Annotated in this window: 13 protein-coding genes; 4 read left to right on the forward strand and 9 right to left on the reverse strand. The window is 42.7% G+C overall.

Features of this window, described 5'->3' with window-relative positions:
* Nucleotides 1-31: 31 nt before the first annotated feature.
* From ABIE26_RS11120 to ABIE26_RS11130, 3 genes are all read right to left on the reverse strand, one after another.
* The gene (locus tag ABIE26_RS11120; protein WP_310143054.1) at nucleotides 32-760 is read right to left on the reverse strand and encodes an esterase family protein; all 729 of its coding nucleotides are present in this window, start codon (nucleotides 758-760) and stop codon (nucleotides 32-34) included.
* Nucleotides 761-802: 42 nt separating this feature from the next.
* On the reverse strand, nucleotides 803-1,396 hold the full coding sequence (locus tag ABIE26_RS11125) for a GDSL-type esterase/lipase family protein (protein WP_310143052.1): 594 nt from the start codon (nucleotides 1,394-1,396) through the stop codon (nucleotides 803-805).
* A gap of 75 nt (nucleotides 1,397-1,471) precedes the next feature.
* Complete coding sequence (locus tag ABIE26_RS11130; RefSeq protein ID WP_310143049.1) at nucleotides 1,472-1,813, reverse strand: hypothetical protein; 342 nt, start codon at nucleotides 1,811-1,813, stop codon at nucleotides 1,472-1,474.
* A 197-nt stretch (nucleotides 1,814-2,010) separates the two neighbouring features.
* Between ABIE26_RS11130 and ABIE26_RS11135 the strand changes: the two genes are divergently transcribed.
* The 4 genes from ABIE26_RS11135 (at nucleotide 2,011) to ABIE26_RS11150 (ending at nucleotide 7,358) form a co-directional block, all read left to right on the forward strand.
* Nucleotides 2,011-2,472 (forward strand): SRPBCC family protein, encoded by a 462-nt coding sequence (locus ABIE26_RS11135; protein ID WP_310143046.1) that lies wholly within the window; start codon nucleotides 2,011-2,013, stop codon nucleotides 2,470-2,472.
* A 266-nt stretch (nucleotides 2,473-2,738) separates the two neighbouring features.
* Nucleotides 2,739-3,485, forward strand: coding sequence for a phosphatase PAP2 family protein (locus ABIE26_RS11140; protein WP_310143044.1), 747 nt, complete (start codon nucleotides 2,739-2,741; stop codon nucleotides 3,483-3,485).
* Between the two features lie 228 nt (nucleotides 3,486-3,713).
* A complete protein-coding gene (locus ABIE26_RS11145; RefSeq protein ID WP_310143041.1) occupies nucleotides 3,714-6,185 on the forward strand; it encodes a TonB-dependent receptor in 2,472 nt (823 codons plus the stop codon).
* 6 nt (nucleotides 6,186-6,191) lie between these two features.
* Complete coding sequence (locus ABIE26_RS11150) at nucleotides 6,192-7,358, forward strand: PepSY-associated TM helix domain-containing protein (RefSeq protein WP_310143039.1); 1,167 nt, start codon at nucleotides 6,192-6,194, stop codon at nucleotides 7,356-7,358.
* A 41-nt stretch (nucleotides 7,359-7,399) separates the two neighbouring features.
* On the opposite strand, the gene ABIE26_RS11155 is transcribed toward ABIE26_RS11150, so the two are convergent.
* From ABIE26_RS11155 to ABIE26_RS11180, 6 genes are all read right to left on the reverse strand, one after another.
* A complete protein-coding gene (locus ABIE26_RS11155) occupies nucleotides 7,400-9,331 on the reverse strand; it encodes a protein-disulfide reductase DsbD domain-containing protein (protein WP_310143037.1) in 1,932 nt (643 codons plus the stop codon).
* A gap of 10 nt (nucleotides 9,332-9,341) precedes the next feature.
* Nucleotides 9,342-10,889 carry a TlpA disulfide reductase family protein gene (locus ABIE26_RS11160; RefSeq protein WP_310143034.1) on the reverse strand — a complete coding sequence of 516 codons (1,548 nt, stop codon included), beginning with the start codon at nucleotides 10,887-10,889 and terminating at the stop codon, nucleotides 9,342-9,344.
* A 25-nt stretch (nucleotides 10,890-10,914) separates the two neighbouring features.
* Nucleotides 10,915-12,396 carry a RagB/SusD family nutrient uptake outer membrane protein gene (locus tag ABIE26_RS11165; RefSeq protein ID WP_310143031.1) on the reverse strand — a complete coding sequence of 494 codons (1,482 nt, stop codon included), beginning with the start codon at nucleotides 12,394-12,396 and terminating at the stop codon, nucleotides 10,915-10,917.
* Nucleotides 12,397-12,400: 4 nt separating this feature from the next.
* Nucleotides 12,401-16,015 (reverse strand): SusC/RagA family TonB-linked outer membrane protein, encoded by a 3,615-nt coding sequence (locus ABIE26_RS11170; RefSeq protein ID WP_354375633.1) that lies wholly within the window; start codon nucleotides 16,013-16,015, stop codon nucleotides 12,401-12,403.
* 119 nt (nucleotides 16,016-16,134) lie between these two features.
* A complete protein-coding gene (locus tag ABIE26_RS11175) occupies nucleotides 16,135-17,250 on the reverse strand; it encodes a FecR family protein (RefSeq protein ID WP_310143026.1) in 1,116 nt (371 codons plus the stop codon).
* 77 nt (nucleotides 17,251-17,327) lie between these two features.
* The gene (locus tag ABIE26_RS11180; RefSeq protein WP_310143025.1) at nucleotides 17,328-17,903 is read right to left on the reverse strand and encodes an RNA polymerase sigma factor; all 576 of its coding nucleotides are present in this window, start codon (nucleotides 17,901-17,903) and stop codon (nucleotides 17,328-17,330) included.
* Nucleotides 17,904-17,956 lie beyond the last annotated feature (53 nt).

Here is a 17,956-nt window from a genome sequence, read left to right on the forward strand (position 1 = left end):
TTTAATCAAATCAATTGATTTATTGCTCCTTTTATATATAAAGGGGAACCATCCGCCGCCAGTAATGCGGTCGGTGGGCATTGCTTTCCCATTGATGGAATTGGTTAGGAATGCCTTTGTTACCTAATAACGCACTAAATTCCTTATTACCCGGTAAGAACGGATCCGTTTCACCAACGGCAAGGATCACCTCTAGGTTACGCAGGGCACCCAATACATCACGATCCGTTAAATTAGAAATGTATTGTCCGGGCATATTTAAATAAACGGTTTCATTCCGGTAACCATCCAGCAGGTCTTTAAAATCACCCGGGCTGGAGGTAAGATCGTACCTTCCGCTCATTCCCACAGTTTTTTTAAACAGCCAGGGGTATTTCATGGCCAGATTTACGGCATGGTACGCCCCCATACTGCATCCGGCAGTTTCCAGCCAGTCGCCATTGTTTTTTGCTTTTATCAGCGGTACTACTTCATTCAAAAGATAGCTTTCATATTGCAGGTGCCTTTCCAAACGGTTATAGGGATGTAGCTGTTCGTTATAAAAACTTTCCCCATCAATGCTGTCAACACAAAACAACTGTACCTGCCCAGCGTCGATCTGGCTTCGCATGGCATCTACAATGCCCCAGTTCTCATAATCATAAAAACGCGCCATACGGGTCGGAAAAAACAGAACGGCCCTCCCGCCCCAACCAAATATCAAAAGCTCCATCTCGCGTAGTAAGCTTTTACTAAACCATTTGTGATATTCTCTGTTCATTTAAGGTACGTCGCTTATGCAGAGAAATATCTATCTTCTATATTATCTGTGCATTAAAAATTGATTAATAATATCTCCCCACAACTGATAGCCCTTTTCACTCAGGTGCAGGCGGTCGTCCATGAAATAAGACCTTTCTGGCTGACCGGATTTATCGAGCATCTTTTTAAAGACATCAATAAATTTCCAGTTGTTGCTCAGTTTAATGATCTCACTTTCTATCAGGTTATTGGTATAACGTAACTGATCGGCCTTATGCCAGCGGCTTAAGCTTGGTTTCAGTGACACAAAATAGCAGGGCAGTTCACCAAAACGGTTGGCAACTTTGAGCATCAGCTGCTGAAAAAAGATGAAGATCTCTTCGGGGTGCCGGCCATCTCCCAGGTCATTGTCACCTGCGTATACCACAAGTGCGCGGGGGCTGTAATGCAGCATCACCCTTTCAAAAAACCATACACATGCCGCCAGCGTGGAGCCACCAAAGCCCAGATTTACCACCTCGGTATGCTTAAAATCGTGGCTCAAGCTATTCCACATCCTGATAGAGGAGCTGCCATAAAAAATAACATCAGGGTTTCGCCCGGTGACTAATCGTTCTTTTTCAAGTCGTCTGACTTCATCTTCATACCAAAACATCCTTCATAATCTGTAAGGATAAAGATAATGAGATCCGACATTGTGGAGATATGATGTTAATGTTAAATTTTTGTGTTACAAGGAATTGTACAGTTTGGTATAAAACCCACATAACTGCAGTAGCTTTTCTTCTATGCTCAAAATCTGCTCTTCCTGTTTAGGGTAAAGTTTTCTTTTGGTTTTATTTATCAGCAAGGTATAAATGGCCAGTCTTCGCTCCAACAGAAAGGATCCGGCATCTTTGGGGTGTAGAGCAGCATAAATTTCTGCATCTTCCATCAGGTCTTCGCACTTATCGTATAACATCCAGTTCAACAGTTCTGTTAAACAACCGCCGTCCTCAATCTGTGCCATTATGGTTCTAAACAGATCGAAATCATTGCCCGCACTCAGCTTTTGGGTTACTGCCTGCTTCATGTTGATTTATATTTTGAGTCTATATATTTACATACGATACAAAAGCAGATCAGGGTTCAGGCAAATGAAAAAATATTTAATATGGTACAATTGTGTAATTTAGGACAAGATTTAAAAGAAGTTACGACACACTTGTGCTTTTATGGCTTTTTTTTAGCCTTAAAAATGAAAGCAGGTAAATTTTCATATCCTGTGGCATGCAAATATCAGACGAAAAAACATTTACCAAGACCATTCACATCGACGCCAGCCGCTCGAAGCTTTGGGAAGTACTTACCAGGCCCGGCCTGATGAGGCAATGGCTCTCAGATTCAGCACTTGACATCAAAACGAGCTGGAAAATAGGTAGTCCCATTACCATGCTGGTAGCCGCCGAGTCGTATAAAGATTGTTTTGAAAATAAAGGGACCGTCTTGCAATTTGAGCCTGAACGCTTACTTCAGTATAGCCATTTAAGTTCTTTATCCAAGCTGCATGATCACATCGAAAATTATACGGTTATCACTTTTTTGCTAGCTGCTCTTGACGGCAAAACCACGCTAACCTTAACTTTAAATAACTTTCCTACAGAAACAATTTATCAGCACCTGGCATTTTACTGGAACATCACACTCGAATTACTTAAAAAATTAATAGAAGGCAATCAACTAACTGAATAATTAACTGACAACTAATTAAGAAAAGCCAAGCGTTAACCAGTCACCTGGTTATTACCTGCTCAACACCTCGTTCGTACTTTATTCGTAAAAAGTACCCGTTTTATGAACAAGGTATGCACAAGGTACGAGCAAAGTATGCAAGAGGCCGAAAATTGAACCTTGATTTTACCTTAATCCTGTATTATTTTCCTTATCAAAATGCGTAATGTTGAAATATTCAGATTATCTTCATAATTGAAGGATAGATTAGACGAAAATTTTATCCTATGAGATTAAGACTAGTTTTTTTAGCCTGGTTATTTCTGTATATCGGTACACCTGTTATTACTAATGCACAAAGCCAGGATACCCCAAATTATAAACCTAAAATTGCAGCATTTGTAATTCCGACAATATTTATTGGGTATGGGCTGGTATCGCTTGCAGGTAAAAATGCCATACGCGACCTCGATTTAACCACAAGGGATGAACTTCAGGAAGACCATCCTTTATTTGCCGCACATGTGGATGACTATGCACAGTTCGCCCCGGCACTTGCTGTATATGGCCTGCACCTTGCCGGTATAAAAGGCAAAAACAACTTGGCCGATGCAACAGGCATCTATTTATTGTCCACAGCAATTATGGGAGGTACTGTATCTGGCCTAAAAAGCTGGACCCACAGACTGCGGCCTAATAACTCCGGGTTTAACTCATTTCCTTCCGGGCATACCGCAAATGCATTTGCAGCTGCTGAATTTTTAAACCAGGAATACAAAGATGTATCACCCTGGTACGGATATGCCGGCTATACAGTAGCTACAGCAACGGGGGTATTAAGGATGTATAACAATAAGCACTGGCTAAGTGACGTAGTCGCCGGAGCAGGATTTGGAATGCTGTCTGCCAAACTGGCTTATATCTTTTATCCAAAATTAAAAAGGTTGGTTTTGGGCAAGGGGGAGCAGCATTACAGCCTTGTGCCTTCTTATCAGCAAGGTAGTTTTAGCCTTTCGTTTAATGGTACCTTCTAACCTCAGCCACCGGGCAGAAAAATTCTGCAGCTTTTGGCCAAGCCTTCCCATTAGCCAGAACTGGTGACGCAGATTTATCCGCACATCCGGCGCAAAACTTCATAGCTATAAGTTGTAGTAAACCTGGAATTCCCGATGCAAACTATTTAAACTTATTCTAAATAAATTTTGCGATATAAATATCTCGTATTACATTTGCGGCCGCTGGAATTAATCTAAATAAAGCCGATGAAGTATTTATACGCTGCAACAATTTTATGTATTACCCTCATTTTTAATCAATCTGTTACTGCGCAGCTGGCATCAGCTCCTGCAAGGGGAAGTATTAAAGGAAAAGTAAGGTCCAATGATGGCAAGCCTGCAGCCTATGTAAGCATTATTATTGTGGAGAATAACAGAAAAGCATTGTCTGACGAAGATGGTACTTTCTCCTTCAACAATTTAAGAAACGGCACCTATACTTTGAAAACCTCATTTGTAGGCTTACAAGTGCAATCGCAAAAAGTAACAGTAACTGAAAACGAAACCGCCAGCGTAGAATTTATACTGTCTGAAAGTTCAGCACAACTGGATGAAGTGGCCATCAGTGGTTACAAAAGTCCGAATCAGAAGCCTGCTAGCCTTGGTAAAACGGCCATTGCCCCCCGCGATCTGCCCCAGGCAGTACAGGTGATAGGCACACAGATCATAGCAGATCAACAGGCTAATCGCTTAGGCGATGTAATGAAAAACGTAAACGGTGTTGCCATGGGCGCCAACCGCGGTTCCGTAGGTGAAAATTTTTATGCCCGTGGCTACAGTCTTGGGGCCAATAATGTATTTAAAAATGGGGCAAGAACCTCTATAGGTGGCATACCTGAGGCCAGTACGCTCGAATCTGTAGAAGTGCTTAAAGGTAGTGCTGCATTGCTGTATGGTGGGGTTACAGGAGGGGCAGTGGTAAATATGGTCACAAAAAAACCTAAATTCGAATCTGGTGGTGAGGTATCTATGCGTGTAGGCAGCTATGACATGTATAAACCGATATTTGACGTATATGGCCCCCTCTCTGAAAACATAGCATACCGAATGATTGGTTCGTATGAAAAAGCAGGCAGCTATAGGGACCATGTACAATCCAACAGAATTTATGTTAATCCATCACTATTGTATAAAATCAGCGAAAAAACGGACATCCTGATACAGGCCGATTACCTTAAAAGTAATTTTACGCCAGATTTTGGAATCGGTACCGTTGGCAATGCCGTTTCGCCGCTTGGCCGGAATGCATTTGTAAATACTGCCTGGGCCTATAATAAAACCAATACCGGAACTTTACAAGCTGTTTTAAACCGGAAGTTTAGCGACAACTGGAAACTGAATGTAACTGCAGGAGTTCAATCTTATATCCGCGATTATTTCTCATCCGAGCGTCCGTTTACAACCGATGGCAGCTGGAACCGCGCACTTACGCGTTCAAGAACAAGAGAACTAACTTACAATGAACAGGTTAACTTAACCGGAAATCTTAAAACATTTGGCATCAGCCATCAGCTTTTAATTGGTGGAGATGGCGACCAGTCGAAAATCATCACAGGTGGTTTTACCAATCCGAACTTATTAGGAGGCAGTACAAAATATTACGATCAGGTAAACCTGCTTGATCCCGCAAGCTTTAATAAATCTTCAAATTTTATAAAGCCAGAAACTACATTGCTTACCAATACGGAAGCCATTGTATATAGGTTTGGTGGTTTTGCACAGGATTTGATCAGTCTTACAGACAAATTTAAGGTTTTGGCAGGGATCAGATGGACCTTCCAGAAAACCCCGGTAACCACCATCAATACCTTAGCTACACAAGAGGAAACAAAAGGGACTACAGCCTTAAAAATTGACAAGGCCTTCTCACCAAAGTTTGGTTTAATTTATCAGCCCCTTAAATCCACTTCAATTTATGCCAGCTATGCTAATAATTTCACATCCAATAGTGGCATAGATATCGCAACAAACGCGCCTATGGGCCCTTCTATCATCGATCAGTATGAAGCCGGCATAAAGAATGATTTTATGGATGGTAAGTTATCTGTTAATGTAACCGCTTACCAAATCAGGAACGACAGGTTTGCTCAGCAGGCTTTGTTTAAAGCCGATGGTTCCAGCAATGCCGATGCTAACCTGAAAGAATTCACAGGAAAAACACAAAGCGATGGTGTGGAGGTAGACATCACGGCTACAATTGTAGAAGGCTTAAACTTTATTGCCGGATATAGTTACAATTATATGCGCTATACAGAGACCCTGCCGCTTACTGTGATACCTACACCTACTCCTGCCAACCCCAATGCAACAACAACTGTTAGCGGAATTGTAGAAGGTGAACGCCTGGTGGGAACAACCAAAAACACAGCTAATGCCAGTTTATTTTATACCGTGCAGAACGGCGTTGTAAAAGGACTGAAACTGGGTGCATCGGCGTTCTATACCGGCGACCGTAATGGCGGAAGAAACACAAATAAAGCCGGATCGTCAAGCGGTATTATTCCTGTAAAGGGTTTTACTACCTTTGATTTATCTGCCGGTTATACTTATAAAAAATTCAGCATACTGGGCAAAGTATCGAACATTAGCAACGAATTAAATTACTTTATTCACGAAAACTACAGCGTGAACCCCATTGCACCAAGGCAGTTCAGTACAACTTTAACTTACAAGTTTTAATTCTGTATGAAAATCTTTCTGCGAAATGTCCATCTGTATCTGGCCCTTGCTGCCGGCCTGGTTATTATGTTATCTTGTGCAACCGGGGCTATCATGGTTTTCGAAGATGAACTGGACCATATGGTCAATTCAAAAAGATACGAAGTAATACCAGGGGATGAAAGATTGCCTCTTGAAACCCTATTAAAAAAGTTAAAGCAAGATAACATACCTAAAGCTAAACTTTCCGCTGTAAAGGTATTCACGGACCCTCGAAGATCAGTTGAATTTGCAATGGTACTTTCTGAAAAAAAGGGAATGGGCCCTCAACGGGATAAAGAAGCCGTAAAAGGAAACGAAAAAAAAGCCAAAGGCGGAGGGAAGCCTGGCCTTTTCGTTTACATCAATCCATATACCGGGCAGGTGCTGGACGTATACAACAAGCGCGAATCTTTCTTCTTTAAAGTGGAAATGCTCCACAGATTTCTGCTGGGAGGGCAAAACAGTATTGGTAAAACTATAATTGGTTTATCTACTTTATCCTTCCTGATCATTACCCTTACAGGAATCGTATTGTGGTGGCCCAAGAACAAAAAAATACTGATACAGCGGTTGAAGTTTAAAACTGATGGTAGTTTTAAAAGGCTTAATCATGATCTTCATATTGTTACGGGTTTTTACACTTCGTTATTTTTATTGGTCATCATATTTACTGGATTGGTTATGGCATTTAACTGGGTTAATAAAGGTATCTTCACACTCACAGGTAGCAGCATGGAAAGTCCTGAACCCCCTTCCTCTGTTTATCAGCCGGGCAGAAAGGCAATTTCAATGGGCCAGGCAATACAAATGATAGACCTTAAGGCAGTTGAATTCTATAATATACGTACGCCAAAAGATTCAGTGGGGATCTATGCTGTAAATGTGCTTCCAAAAGGCAGTATGGACAATAAATCGGAAACCTATTTTGTGGACCAATATTCGGGTGCTGTAATCGGACAGCTCAAATTTACAGATAAAAACCTAGGCCAGCGCATACGATCTTACATAAAACCAATACATACCGGTGAATTGTTTGGCATGCCAACTAAAATTATAAATTTCATTCTGGCCCTGGTAACCCTTAGCTTTCCAATTACAGGAGTGATCATGTGGATAAACAGGACTAAAAAAGGAAGAACCAACGTAAAATAGTATATTTTTTTTGGCGCTAAAGAAGTAAATTCATTTGCACGCTATAACTGCATTTTGTATTCCTTATCAACAGGAGGAAAGCAAATGTGCGCATCGCAGCATTGGTAAGAAATGGCACAGCTCAGCTCTCCTTTTCCACTGCCACTGATCTCCTGCCTGAACATGATCTCATCTTCATAGATAGTGGTGCCGCTATTGCTGAAGTACTTAAATGAAGGCTTTTTCAAATCGCCTACCTTGGTATAGCCTTCGGGAAGATTTATTTTTAACGAAGTTTGGATGTATGGATCAACATCTGCTACAAAAGCATAGATGTGGTAGCCAGGATGAATCCTGACTTTAACCACAACTTCTTTATTTGCACCCTTTTCTACTATACCCGCAGCCACACTTACTGCATTGGTGTCGTCTGTTGCTGCCGGTTTGATATGCTGATAAGATACCTCGGTCTGTTTCTTTTTATAATTGTTACCCTCGGTATTCTTATCGTAACTATTTACCATAAAATAGTAACCTCCGGTTTCAGTAAAGAAAATCCTGCTTTTGTTTTTTTCATACCAGTTTCTCCATTCTCCTGCTGTTTTATAATCCAGTAAGGTATAGCGGTCCAGAATACGTTTGGCCTTTTCTGTATCCTGCCCTTTTTCCAGCATAGCGATGCATTTTTCCAGTAAACGTTTATCTGTATTGGGAATACCCAGGCTTTTTACATCTTCGTCTACCGTCATCACATACATTGCATCCTCTGCATAAAAGTAATCCTTGTTTTCGTCGTAATATTTGAGGTAAGCAGCGGTATTGGTGCCAAATTTATCAAACAGGTCTTTCTGATATCTTTTTAAAAAATCCTCGAAAGACTGCTTTGGCTGTGTCTCGTAACTCAGGCTCTGTTCTTCACGTTCGCTCAGCTTCTCATTCCTGGCCTTTTTTTCTTCTGCTTTCTTCTTTTCTGCCAGCATTTGCTGATTAAACGTAACATCCATTTCTGCGAAACTATCGTATGCTTCTTTTGTTGCCAGGTATTTTACCTCTTTCAGATATTCCTTGGTGGCACGCCTGTCCTGATATTTGCGGGCAATAATGCCTTTGTCCTTAAACCCGGAGATGTAGACAATGGCATTTGCCAATACACTTTGTGCCTCCGGCGACATGTATTCCGGTGATGCCGCGAATCCCCAATGAAAGAAGTTCCCATGTCTGCCAAGAGCTACAGCATCCAGTGTCTTGGCACATACTCCGCTTGAAATGGATTCCGCATCCGGAGAGTCTTCAAAGCCCCATGGTCTGGAAACCATACCTATTCTAAAACCTTCATCGGTTACATAGCCTTTAGTCTGCACACGCCACATCGGCAGCAATTTGGGCAGAGGCTTATCAGAATAATAGGCATAATGAAAGGCATCTTCAGGTGTAGGCTTCTGTTCAATGGTCATTTTTACCGGAAATGGCCCTTTAAAGATGGGATGCTCTTTGCGGAAACTATGCGCATAAGCATCCAGGCACAGGCAGTACCAATCCATTTTTACGCCTATGGTACGGCCCAGCTTTTCCCCGGTTTCGCCTATAAAAACAACAGGCCGGTTAAAACTTTCTGTAAGGTATGCAGGAGGAATGTATTTGGTGACATTGCCCTTTGCATCTTTGATGAGTTGTTTCTCTGCTATTGGTTTAGGGGTGCCATCTATAACCGTTACATCATAAGCATTGGACATCTCCTGTTTATAATCCTTGGCATCTACTACTTTTACATTGCTGAAATATTGTTTGAGCATGGCTTCAAATGAAGCTGTACGTCGAAGCACATCCTTTGCCTTATCTTCAGGGGTTTTGAAAACATCATTTTCCCAATTGGCGGAGCCACCAACATATAAAACGCTGACTTTGTTTAAACCAGTAGTTTTTTGAGCCATTACAGGCACAAAACAGCATACTGCCATAAGCAACGGTGCAATCTGAAATATTATTCTTTTCATCGGTAATGGTTTATGCTTGTTTAGGGTTGAGTAATAAATTGATCATCAATTCCAGATCCTCTTCATTATTGCCATCCGTCCTGAAATTCGAGAAGATCAGGCGACCTTCCTTGTCGATCAGGAAATTCATCGGCGCTGCATCGCGGTTATCCAGATTTCCTTTTGCACGTCCTTCTACCTCTTCCAGCGGTGTAAAACTATAACCGCTGCTCTTCACAAAGGGCACTACATAGTCGTTCTGCTGAGACACAATGTTGATGCCCAGGTATTCCAGGTTCTGGCCTTTAAATTTGCGTACCACATTTTCAAAGTGCGGAAACTCTCCGCGGCATGGTCCACAGCCAGGAAACCAGTAGGTTAGCAGCACCACTTTACCTTTGTAATCAGAAAGGGAGGCTGTCCCCGGGCTCAGATAACGTTTTAAGCCATTAAATGGGGTCGCAATTTGTGCGTTGGCATTTAACCGCCCCCAGATATCAGCATCTGTTTGTGTTGTATTCTTTCCCAATTTATTGCCATAGTTTCCTATTGCGGTTCTTAATGCAGCAGATGGGCTTTTTGCAAAAACCACAATCAGGCTGTCGTAAGCAGCGGCTGTATTGCCCGCGATATCATTTGCCTGTGCTTTCAACAACTCCAGGTCTGTTTTAAACGATGAGTACCTGGGCATTTTTAATTGTTTCAGTTCAGCGAAAGCCTCAGCGCCCTTTTTCTCGTCCATAAGCACTTTTGCTTTGGCCACCGCCTGCGCCTGCAATACCATACCGGGCCATTCCTTTTTCTCTTCTTTTTCAGTTTTTACCATTTCCCGGGCCAGTTCCAATGCTTTTTCCGGATTTTCTGAAAGCAGAATGTTAAAGTAGGAGAACATACCTCCCGCTGACCAGTTGAACTTACCCGGCGCAAAGCTGTTGTGCAGCAATTCAAAATACTTCATCTTATCAGCGCTGCGCTTTGAACGTTCTGCCAGCCAGTACAAGGACTGGGCACCACGTTCGTCATTGGGAAAACGTTTGGCTACATCCAGGCTCATTTCTTTCCATTTTGTTTCATCTATCCCATCAAAAGAAGAGGCATAATAAAAAGCATACTGGGCATTTGAAGGATCTGAAGCTGCTGCTTTGGCCAGGTAACCACGCGATACCGTAAAATCGCCCCAGCGTTCCCCGTCAATCCATAATCCGCCCCAGGCCTCTGTAAATTTAGGGTCAATAGCTACAGCCTTTAACAGGTAAGGCTTGGCTTTAGGACTTTCCTCATCCAGGTAGGCTTTTGCAATTGCATAAGGCACCGTAGCCAACTTTGGATATTTCTTCATCCAGGCCGCATATTGGGCAATCACTTTAGGGTTATCTGCCCCCGCAGCCTTCAGGTAAGCGTCGTGGGCACTTAATTTATTGGGTGCAGCTTCAACTGCTGCTTTTAATTTTGCCAGTTTCGCGGGGCTGGCCAATTGCGCAGCTTCCTTGTGCTGGGCATAGCTTTGTAAAAGGCCGGTGCTGAGCAGCATCGTAAACGCAGCTGCAAACGCCCGAAGTTTTATGTTATAGAAAATCATAATTATATTTTTTAGGTTGTCTTATTTAGTAAGGGTTCTGGACAAGCTGTCCTTTGCTGGCCCTGATGTCTAAATTTGTAATCGGGACCAGGTACCTTTTCGCATTGAGTGTGTACGTTTTGGGCGAGTTCACATCTACACTGGCCGTACCTACATTAAAGAAGTCGCGGGTTACCGCAATGTCATCTCCCGGATAATCGTTTACACTGAACCTGCGGATATCGTACCAGCGCATCACAAACGGCAGCTCTCTTCTACGCTCTTCCAGCACCTTCCTGATAGCATCGTCTCTGCCTGCAGCCGTTAAGGGTGTATACTGACCGGTAACCATACGCTTCATCCTGATCCTGTTCACCGCATCCATTGCCGTCAGGTCACCTTTACGTGCCAGTACCTCTGCTTTATTCAGCAATACTTCCGCTACCGTAAGCCCTTCCGGAAGGTTGGCCCCATCATAAAAAACGGTATACCTGAAAGTAGCAGGATCGCTTACCGACATTCTTAAACCGCCATTCGGAATCATGAAACCTTTATACCGGAGGTCACTTTGTTTGTCGTACAAAGCAAGCAAGGCAGCACTCGGCACGTACCATTGGTTGGGGTTATAAACATATCTTGTATAATAAGATTCGTCCCAGTACAGGTATTTGGAACCGTTATAAGAATTCCAGTCGTTAGTCTCCAGGTAATTTAACGTAACAATTGAATTGCCAACAGGATAGGTTTCCGGATTTCCTGCGGCCAGAGTATTGTAATCAACCAGTTTTCGACTTGCCGAAGCAAGCGCTTTATCTGCTTCAGCCAGACTCTTGTCATAATCGCCAATAAACAAATAAAAACGGCTCAGAAAAGCAGAAATGGCTTTCTGGCTAGCCCGCCAGGTCAGTCGTGAGGCTACATCGTCGGGTGCTGTTTTCTGGGCCTCAGCAATATCGGACAGAATAAAATCATAGGTCTCTCCCAATGTTGCACGCTTTCCGGACTCTTCATAATCCACCGTCTTTTTCAGGGGCAGGCCCATGCTGCCCAGATTGGCCGGGCTATAAGGCGCACAATAATTATTTACCAGTACCCAGTTGGAATAAGCCCGGATGAAATGGGCGTCTGCTTTCACCCGGTTCCGGATGGCATCGCTGCCTTTTACCTTGTCAATGTTCTCCAGGATAAGGTTGGCGGCAAATATTTTTTCATACTCACCAGACCAAAGCTGATCCGAAGACTGATTGGCCACTCCCTCTACCCCAAAAACATAGTATTGAAGCAGGTCGTTGCCAAACGCATCCGGGTTTTTCGAAAACAGTTCTTTGGTAATCTCACAATCATCTGTAGAATATGCCGCAGTAGCATTATTTTCATCGGAAAATATTCCTGCATTGTTTACCAGTGCTTCGAGCTGATCTACAGTTTGAATGCTGGTTTGCTTTGTAGGCTCCTCGGAAAGGTATTTTTTACATCCTGCCAGCGAGATCACAGCCATAAGTATAAATGAAGATTGTAGTAATTTCATAACATTAAAATTGAAGGTTTACACCAAATGTATAGGTTTGCAAAGGGCGGTTTGTACCTGGAAGCCAATCAGGATTGTAGCCCTTGCTGTTGGCTTTCCAGATCAGTCCCGGATTCCTGGTTTGTGCAAAAACTTTAATACTACTTACCTGTATCGCTTTAGCTAATCTGCTGGCCAGTGTATAGCCCAGTGTAAGTTCCTTGCACTCTATATAGGATGAACTTTCTACCAGGCCGCTCAGATAAGGCACATAACGGTCCCATAAATAAAGCTGGGTCTCATTTTGTCTTGCAAAGCCAGGAATATCCGGGCTGCCGGTAAGTACATCGCGAACAAATTTATTTACAGATGTTTTATCCGAACCCACCAAGCCTGATGAATAATTAAATGTAGGATTGCGGTAAACGCCCCCAAATGTCCCATTAAATATAGCCGTCAGTGTAAAATCAGCAACTTCAATGTTATTTACCCAGCCTAAAGTATGCGGAGGTACAGCTGTTCCCTCATAGTTGTTTTCGTTCAGGAAAGAGCCCAGTGTATAGTATACCAACTGCACGTCATTGAAAGAATAGGAAGCACCGTTTGGACCAGCTACCTGGGGTATTCCATTTTCCATTCCCTTATAGGTAAGCGAGTAAACAGCATTTACCGGACGTCCCTCTACAAATTGTGTAGGATCCAGGTAATCCACTACATACAAGCCAGGGTTATACAAACTCGTAACCCTGTTGCGGTTGTAGGCATAAGTCAGGGATGTGGTATAACGGACCGGGGTATTCGGTATATTCACGTTTGCGCCCAAAGTCAGCTCAATACCTTTGTTGTTAATCCCGGCATTGTTAAATCTTTGGGTGGTGGTTCCTGTATAAGATGGCAAGGCTATATTGCCTATGATACCTTCCCCTACCTTATTGTATAAATCTATGGATCCGAAAATTCTGCTGTTGAACAAGGCAAAATCAATACCCAGATTGGTCGTGGTTGTGCGTTCCCAGCGCAGTGTAGGATTACCTTTGCTGGAAATGCTTGCCGTAATGGTTCCTGTATTTATGTTTGGACTGGCACCTACTCTTAACAGGGCTTTAGTAGAGGTTGATTTTTCTACGTTTCCGTTTTTACCATAAGTAAGCCTTAACTCCAGGCGGTCAACAGCAGCAATATTGTCTATGAAACTTTCATTTTTCAGGTTCCATTTTGCGCCTACCGACCATAATGGCGACCAGCGCAATTTTGGGTCATCTGTTATGAAATTTGAGGCGTCACTTCTCACGCTTCCGCTAAGGGTATATTTGTTGTCGTAGGTATAAGAGGCATTGCTGTAAAAAGAAACGTACTTGTCTCGTCCCCATCCAAATCTTGAATCTCCACCCGGAACTGTAGTTGAACGTGCCCCTCCCAGAAAGTCCGAAAGCTGATCAAGGGAACTGCCATAACCATATGGCGGTAAAGTAGACTGCAGCTTGTCCGGATAATAACCATAAACATATGGGTTGGCCTTTGTTGTAGTCGTATATTTAGACAATTCCATACCGGCAATAGCGGAAATGTTGTGCTTTTCTCCCAGGTTTTTCTCAAAATTAAGCTGGTTCCTGACCAGGTAACTTTCCAGATCAGATGTACTGACATCTGCAGATGGATCATAGGTGCTGAAGCTCCTTGGTTTCAGAATACCGCCTTTTGGAATATAGGATTTACCGATGGCTTTGGTATCATTATCGTACTCGGTCATGCTGTTCACAAGGCTCCTCACGTAAAAGGTACTTTCATCATAATAATCCTTGTATTCCAGCTTTGACCGTTCGTACTGGAACTTGGCATCAAAAGTCAAACCTTTAATGAGCTTAAGGTTAAGCCCCGCCTGAACCCTTGCGTTCAGATTCTCGCTACTCAGGTTTCGGCCCTTTACTTCCTGTAAAAGATTATAAGACCAATCGGAATACGGGAAGATACCTGCCGGGATTGTACCCAGCAATTCCCGGTTGTATCCTTTTAAGTTGGTACCATAACTGCCATCCGGATTCAAAAGTACTTCATAAGGAGACAAACCCTCAATTTCCGCTATAGTGGCACCACTGGTTTGCTGTTTTTTATACTGAAGATTGGCCCCGAAGTTGAAACTCAGAAAATTAGTCAGTTTAAAATCATTGTTGAAATTCAGGTTAAACCTATCGTAGTCGTTCTTTTTATAGGAACCCTTGTCTTTTTCATACATCACAGAAGCGTAGGTTTTGGAACGGTCTGTACCTGTTTGCAAATTCAGGTTATACTGGCTTAAAACAGCCCTTTGCATTAAAAGGTCCTGAACCTGTTGCCTGTTGCTGATGGTGCTTAACCTATCCAGTCCCGCATTCATGGTAGCAGCATCCATTTTCCCATACCTGTTGGCATACAATAACTCCTGGGCCAGTGTAAGGGAATTCAATACATCATAATAGAAAGAACCCGCGTAAGGGAAAAACTCCCATTTGTTGTCAAAAGCCTTGCGCTCGTAGGCAATATGGTCTGCAGAATTGGCCTGGGTAAGCACCTGATCAAGGTCAACCCTGTTGGATATCCTTGTAAATGCATTTACATCCACCCTTAATTTACTGTTTGCTTTCAGCCTTTTGGTGGTCACCACAATAACCCCATTTGCAGAACGCGCCCCCCAAATAGATGCAGCAGCAGCATCTTTTAAAACCGTTACGGATTCCACATCATTCGGATTGATATCTGAAAAATCGCTTGAAGAAATGGGAAAACCGTCTACCACAATTAAAGGTTTTGAGTCGGCGTATAAAGAAGCATTGCCACGGATCAGGAAATTCATGCTGCCATCCTCGTTTTCTTTGCCCTGCATACCGGCTACCATTCCTTGCAGGGCAGAAGACAGATTAGAAACCGGGCGACGATCTAATGCTGCGCGGTCAACCTGGCTAAAAGCACCAGTAGCGCGTTCTTTAGGCAAACTCTGGTAGCCTGTGCTTACCACGGCCACCTCCTCCAGGTCGGAAGTCCCGACTTCCATTTTGATGGTCACATTTCTGGATTGCCCAACAGTATATTCCTGCGTTTTGTAACCCAAAAAAGAAATCTGCAGTACTGCGTTTTCGCTAATGCCATTCAATAGAAATTCTCCACCGGCGTTGGTACTTACCACTTTACTGGTGTTTTTCACTTTTACGGTTGCACCCAGCAACGGTTGTCCGCGCTCGTCCAGCACAATACCCCGAATATCAATGGTAGCAAAAGCAGAAACAACCCTATCCAGAAAGGAAGGCTCTTTTTCCCTTACCACAATGGTTTTCTTTTCTATAGAATAGGTTAAGTTCTGAGGGGACAAGCTTGCACTTAAAACATCCTCAAGCGGCGCGTTTTTAAAGTTTGCCGTTATAGGCGCCGCCGAATCCAGCGTTTTTCCGAACAGCACCACATTATAGCCTGTTTGTCTTTTTATAGCTTTAAACAGTTCACGCAATGGGGCATTCTTTTCATTAAAAGTTATTCTTTGCCCAAAACTGCTTGCGCTTACCTGCACAATAGCTGCAATCAATATAACGGTGGTGAGTCGCATAACACGCAGGATTTTCTGGAAACAGGGTAAATCAGTACCGGGTTTCCTGGTATTAAATTTATACATTTGTTTAGGTTGGTTAAGTTGATACGTTTACAAGATTTATTAATTAATGCCAATCTATCCGGCCGGTAGTGTATCGAGCACTACTGGCCTTTCTTATGTAATGGCATTATGGCAAGTAGCTATTTGGTTACCATAATCCTCCTTCCTTCAAGTTTGAACTGGACTTTATTGGTTTTTTCCAGCATCCTCAATACATCTGATATATTTTTAAAACGGGAGATCGTACCCCAGAATTTTGCGCTGGCCATTTGCGGATCTTCATAATAAACTTCCACATCGTACCATCTGGCAATTTTTTTCATGATACTACCCAGTTCTTCATCATTGAAACTGAATTCGTCCCTCTTCCAGGCCATAGCCGATTCGATATCAGCTGGCCATACATTGATCTTCCCGTTATGGTTAACGGCCAACTGGTTAGGTTCAAGAATTTGCCCATTTACATCCACCGAGCCTTCCAGCAGTGTCGTTTTCGCATTTGGATCGTCCGTATAACTACTGATGTTAAAATGTGTACCCAATACTTTAACTTCCTGTTTATTACTGCTTACGATAAAGGGATGCCTCTTATCCCTGGCCACTTCAAAATAGGCTTCACCTTCAAGCTTTACCCTACGTTCGCCCTTGCTGTTCCGGGCCATAGTGTAGGTTAAACTTGTAGCCGAATTAAGCCATACTTTTGTCCCATCGGACAAGGTAATCTGATAGGTCCCCCCTCTTGGCGTGCTCAACTTCATCTCAGTGTTCTTTCCATCATCTTGACTGTTAAGGAGAGGTCTTTCATTTACGACTGGCGTATTATCATTATAAGTCAATTTATCCTCTCCAACAATAACCCCGGCCTTCGCTTCACTCAAACTAAAACTTTTACCGTTGGCAAGCGTTAAAATTGCAGTACTTTTCCCGGGGGCGATGTCATTTTTATAGGCCACATCATTGCGGTGAGTTTTTAGCGCCGAAGCAATCTCATTTGTATAAAACCAAACACCAAATACAATTGCTGCTACCGCGGCAGCGGCAACTGCAATACGCGTCCATAGCCTCATTTTCTTAACCGGATTTGGCAAGGAAGCATAGACTTCCTGTAATGCGGATTCTATTTCAGGCTCAGAAAGTTCGGTATGATACAACTCGGTTTTATTCACATACCAGGTTTCCAACAACGCCTCTTCTTCGGGTGTACACCGTCCCCTGTTATATTTTCGTACCAATTCAAATATTTCTTGTCTATCCATAGAAAGCCGGAAAAAATTTCTCTTTTATGTATGATACGTCAGATGAGCACAGGGCGTAGAAAAATTTTAAAATTATTTTATCTGATCAGCATCAGCAGATAAACAATGATCCCCAATTTGACCCTCAGTATTTTTAAAGCATTATTTACTTGTTTTTTAACAGTAGGTTCTGCAATGCCCAATTGATCGGCTATTTGCTTGTGGCTAAGATTTGCTTTCCTGCTCAGGAGGAATATTTCACGCATCTTTTGCGGTAAAGCTGCTATTTCTTTTTCAATCATTGCCGAAAGCATATTCTCCCTTACCCGATGATCGGTCATATTGCTTCTGTTGCCTATCGAATCCTGTATGGAAGAAATATATCCGGACTCCAGCCCCTTACGCTCTATTTGCCTGAATACCCGGTTGCGGACAGCAGTATATAGATAAGAGACCAAATCGCTTGTTAAGGTAAGCGTTTCCTTATTGTTCCATAATTTAGTAAACAACTCCTGAACAGTATCTTTTGCCTCTTCTGTATTTCTGAGCTTATTGTAGGCATGAATATACAATGGCCCTTTAAACCGGTTGTAAAGTTCTGTAAAGGCAGAGTGGTTTCCCTCCTTTAACAAAATCGTCAATTCTATATCAGAAAGGTCGCGGTAAGCAGCCATAGTTTGGGTTCCTAGCGTAAAGTTAGGCAATATTGGCACCAAGTTCCAATAAT

The organism is Pedobacter africanus, assembly GCF_040548825.1.
GTDB lineage: Bacteria > Bacteroidota > Bacteroidia > Sphingobacteriales > Sphingobacteriaceae > Pedobacter > Pedobacter africanus_A.

Excerpts from the sequence above, each read along its gene's own strand:
- ABIE26_RS11120 (WP_310143054.1), bottom strand. The coding sequence starts at position 760 with ATGAACAGAGAATATCACAAATGGTTTAGTAAAAGCTTACTACGCGAG.
- ABIE26_RS11125 (WP_310143052.1), bottom strand. The coding sequence starts at position 1,396 with ATGTTTTGGTATGAAGATGAAGTCAGACGACTTGAAAAAGAACGATTA.
- ABIE26_RS11130 (WP_310143049.1), bottom strand. The coding sequence starts at position 1,813 with ATGAAGCAGGCAGTAACCCAAAAGCTGAGTGCGGGCAATGATTTCGAT.
- ABIE26_RS11135 (WP_310143046.1), top strand. The coding sequence starts at position 2,011 with ATGCAAATATCAGACGAAAAAACATTTACCAAGACCATTCACATCGAC.
- ABIE26_RS11140 (WP_310143044.1), top strand. The coding sequence starts at position 2,739 with ATGAGATTAAGACTAGTTTTTTTAGCCTGGTTATTTCTGTATATCGGT.
- ABIE26_RS11145 (WP_310143041.1), top strand. The coding sequence starts at position 3,714 with ATGAAGTATTTATACGCTGCAACAATTTTATGTATTACCCTCATTTTT.
- ABIE26_RS11150 (WP_310143039.1), top strand. The coding sequence starts at position 6,192 with ATGAAAATCTTTCTGCGAAATGTCCATCTGTATCTGGCCCTTGCTGCC.
- ABIE26_RS11155 (WP_310143037.1), bottom strand. The coding sequence starts at position 9,331 with ATGAAAAGAATAATATTTCAGATTGCACCGTTGCTTATGGCAGTATGC.
- ABIE26_RS11160 (WP_310143034.1), bottom strand. The coding sequence starts at position 10,889 with ATGATTTTCTATAACATAAAACTTCGGGCGTTTGCAGCTGCGTTTACG.
- ABIE26_RS11165 (WP_310143031.1), bottom strand. The coding sequence starts at position 12,396 with ATGAAATTACTACAATCTTCATTTATACTTATGGCTGTGATCTCGCTG.
- ABIE26_RS11170 (WP_354375633.1), bottom strand. The coding sequence starts at position 16,015 with ATGTATAAATTTAATACCAGGAAACCCGGTACTGATTTACCCTGTTTC.
- ABIE26_RS11175 (WP_310143026.1), bottom strand. The coding sequence starts at position 17,250 with ATGGATAGACAAGAAATATTTGAATTGGTACGAAAATATAACAGGGGA.
- ABIE26_RS11180 (WP_310143025.1), bottom strand. The coding sequence starts at position 17,903 with ATGGCTGCTTACCGCGACCTTTCTGATATAGAATTGACGATTTTGTTA.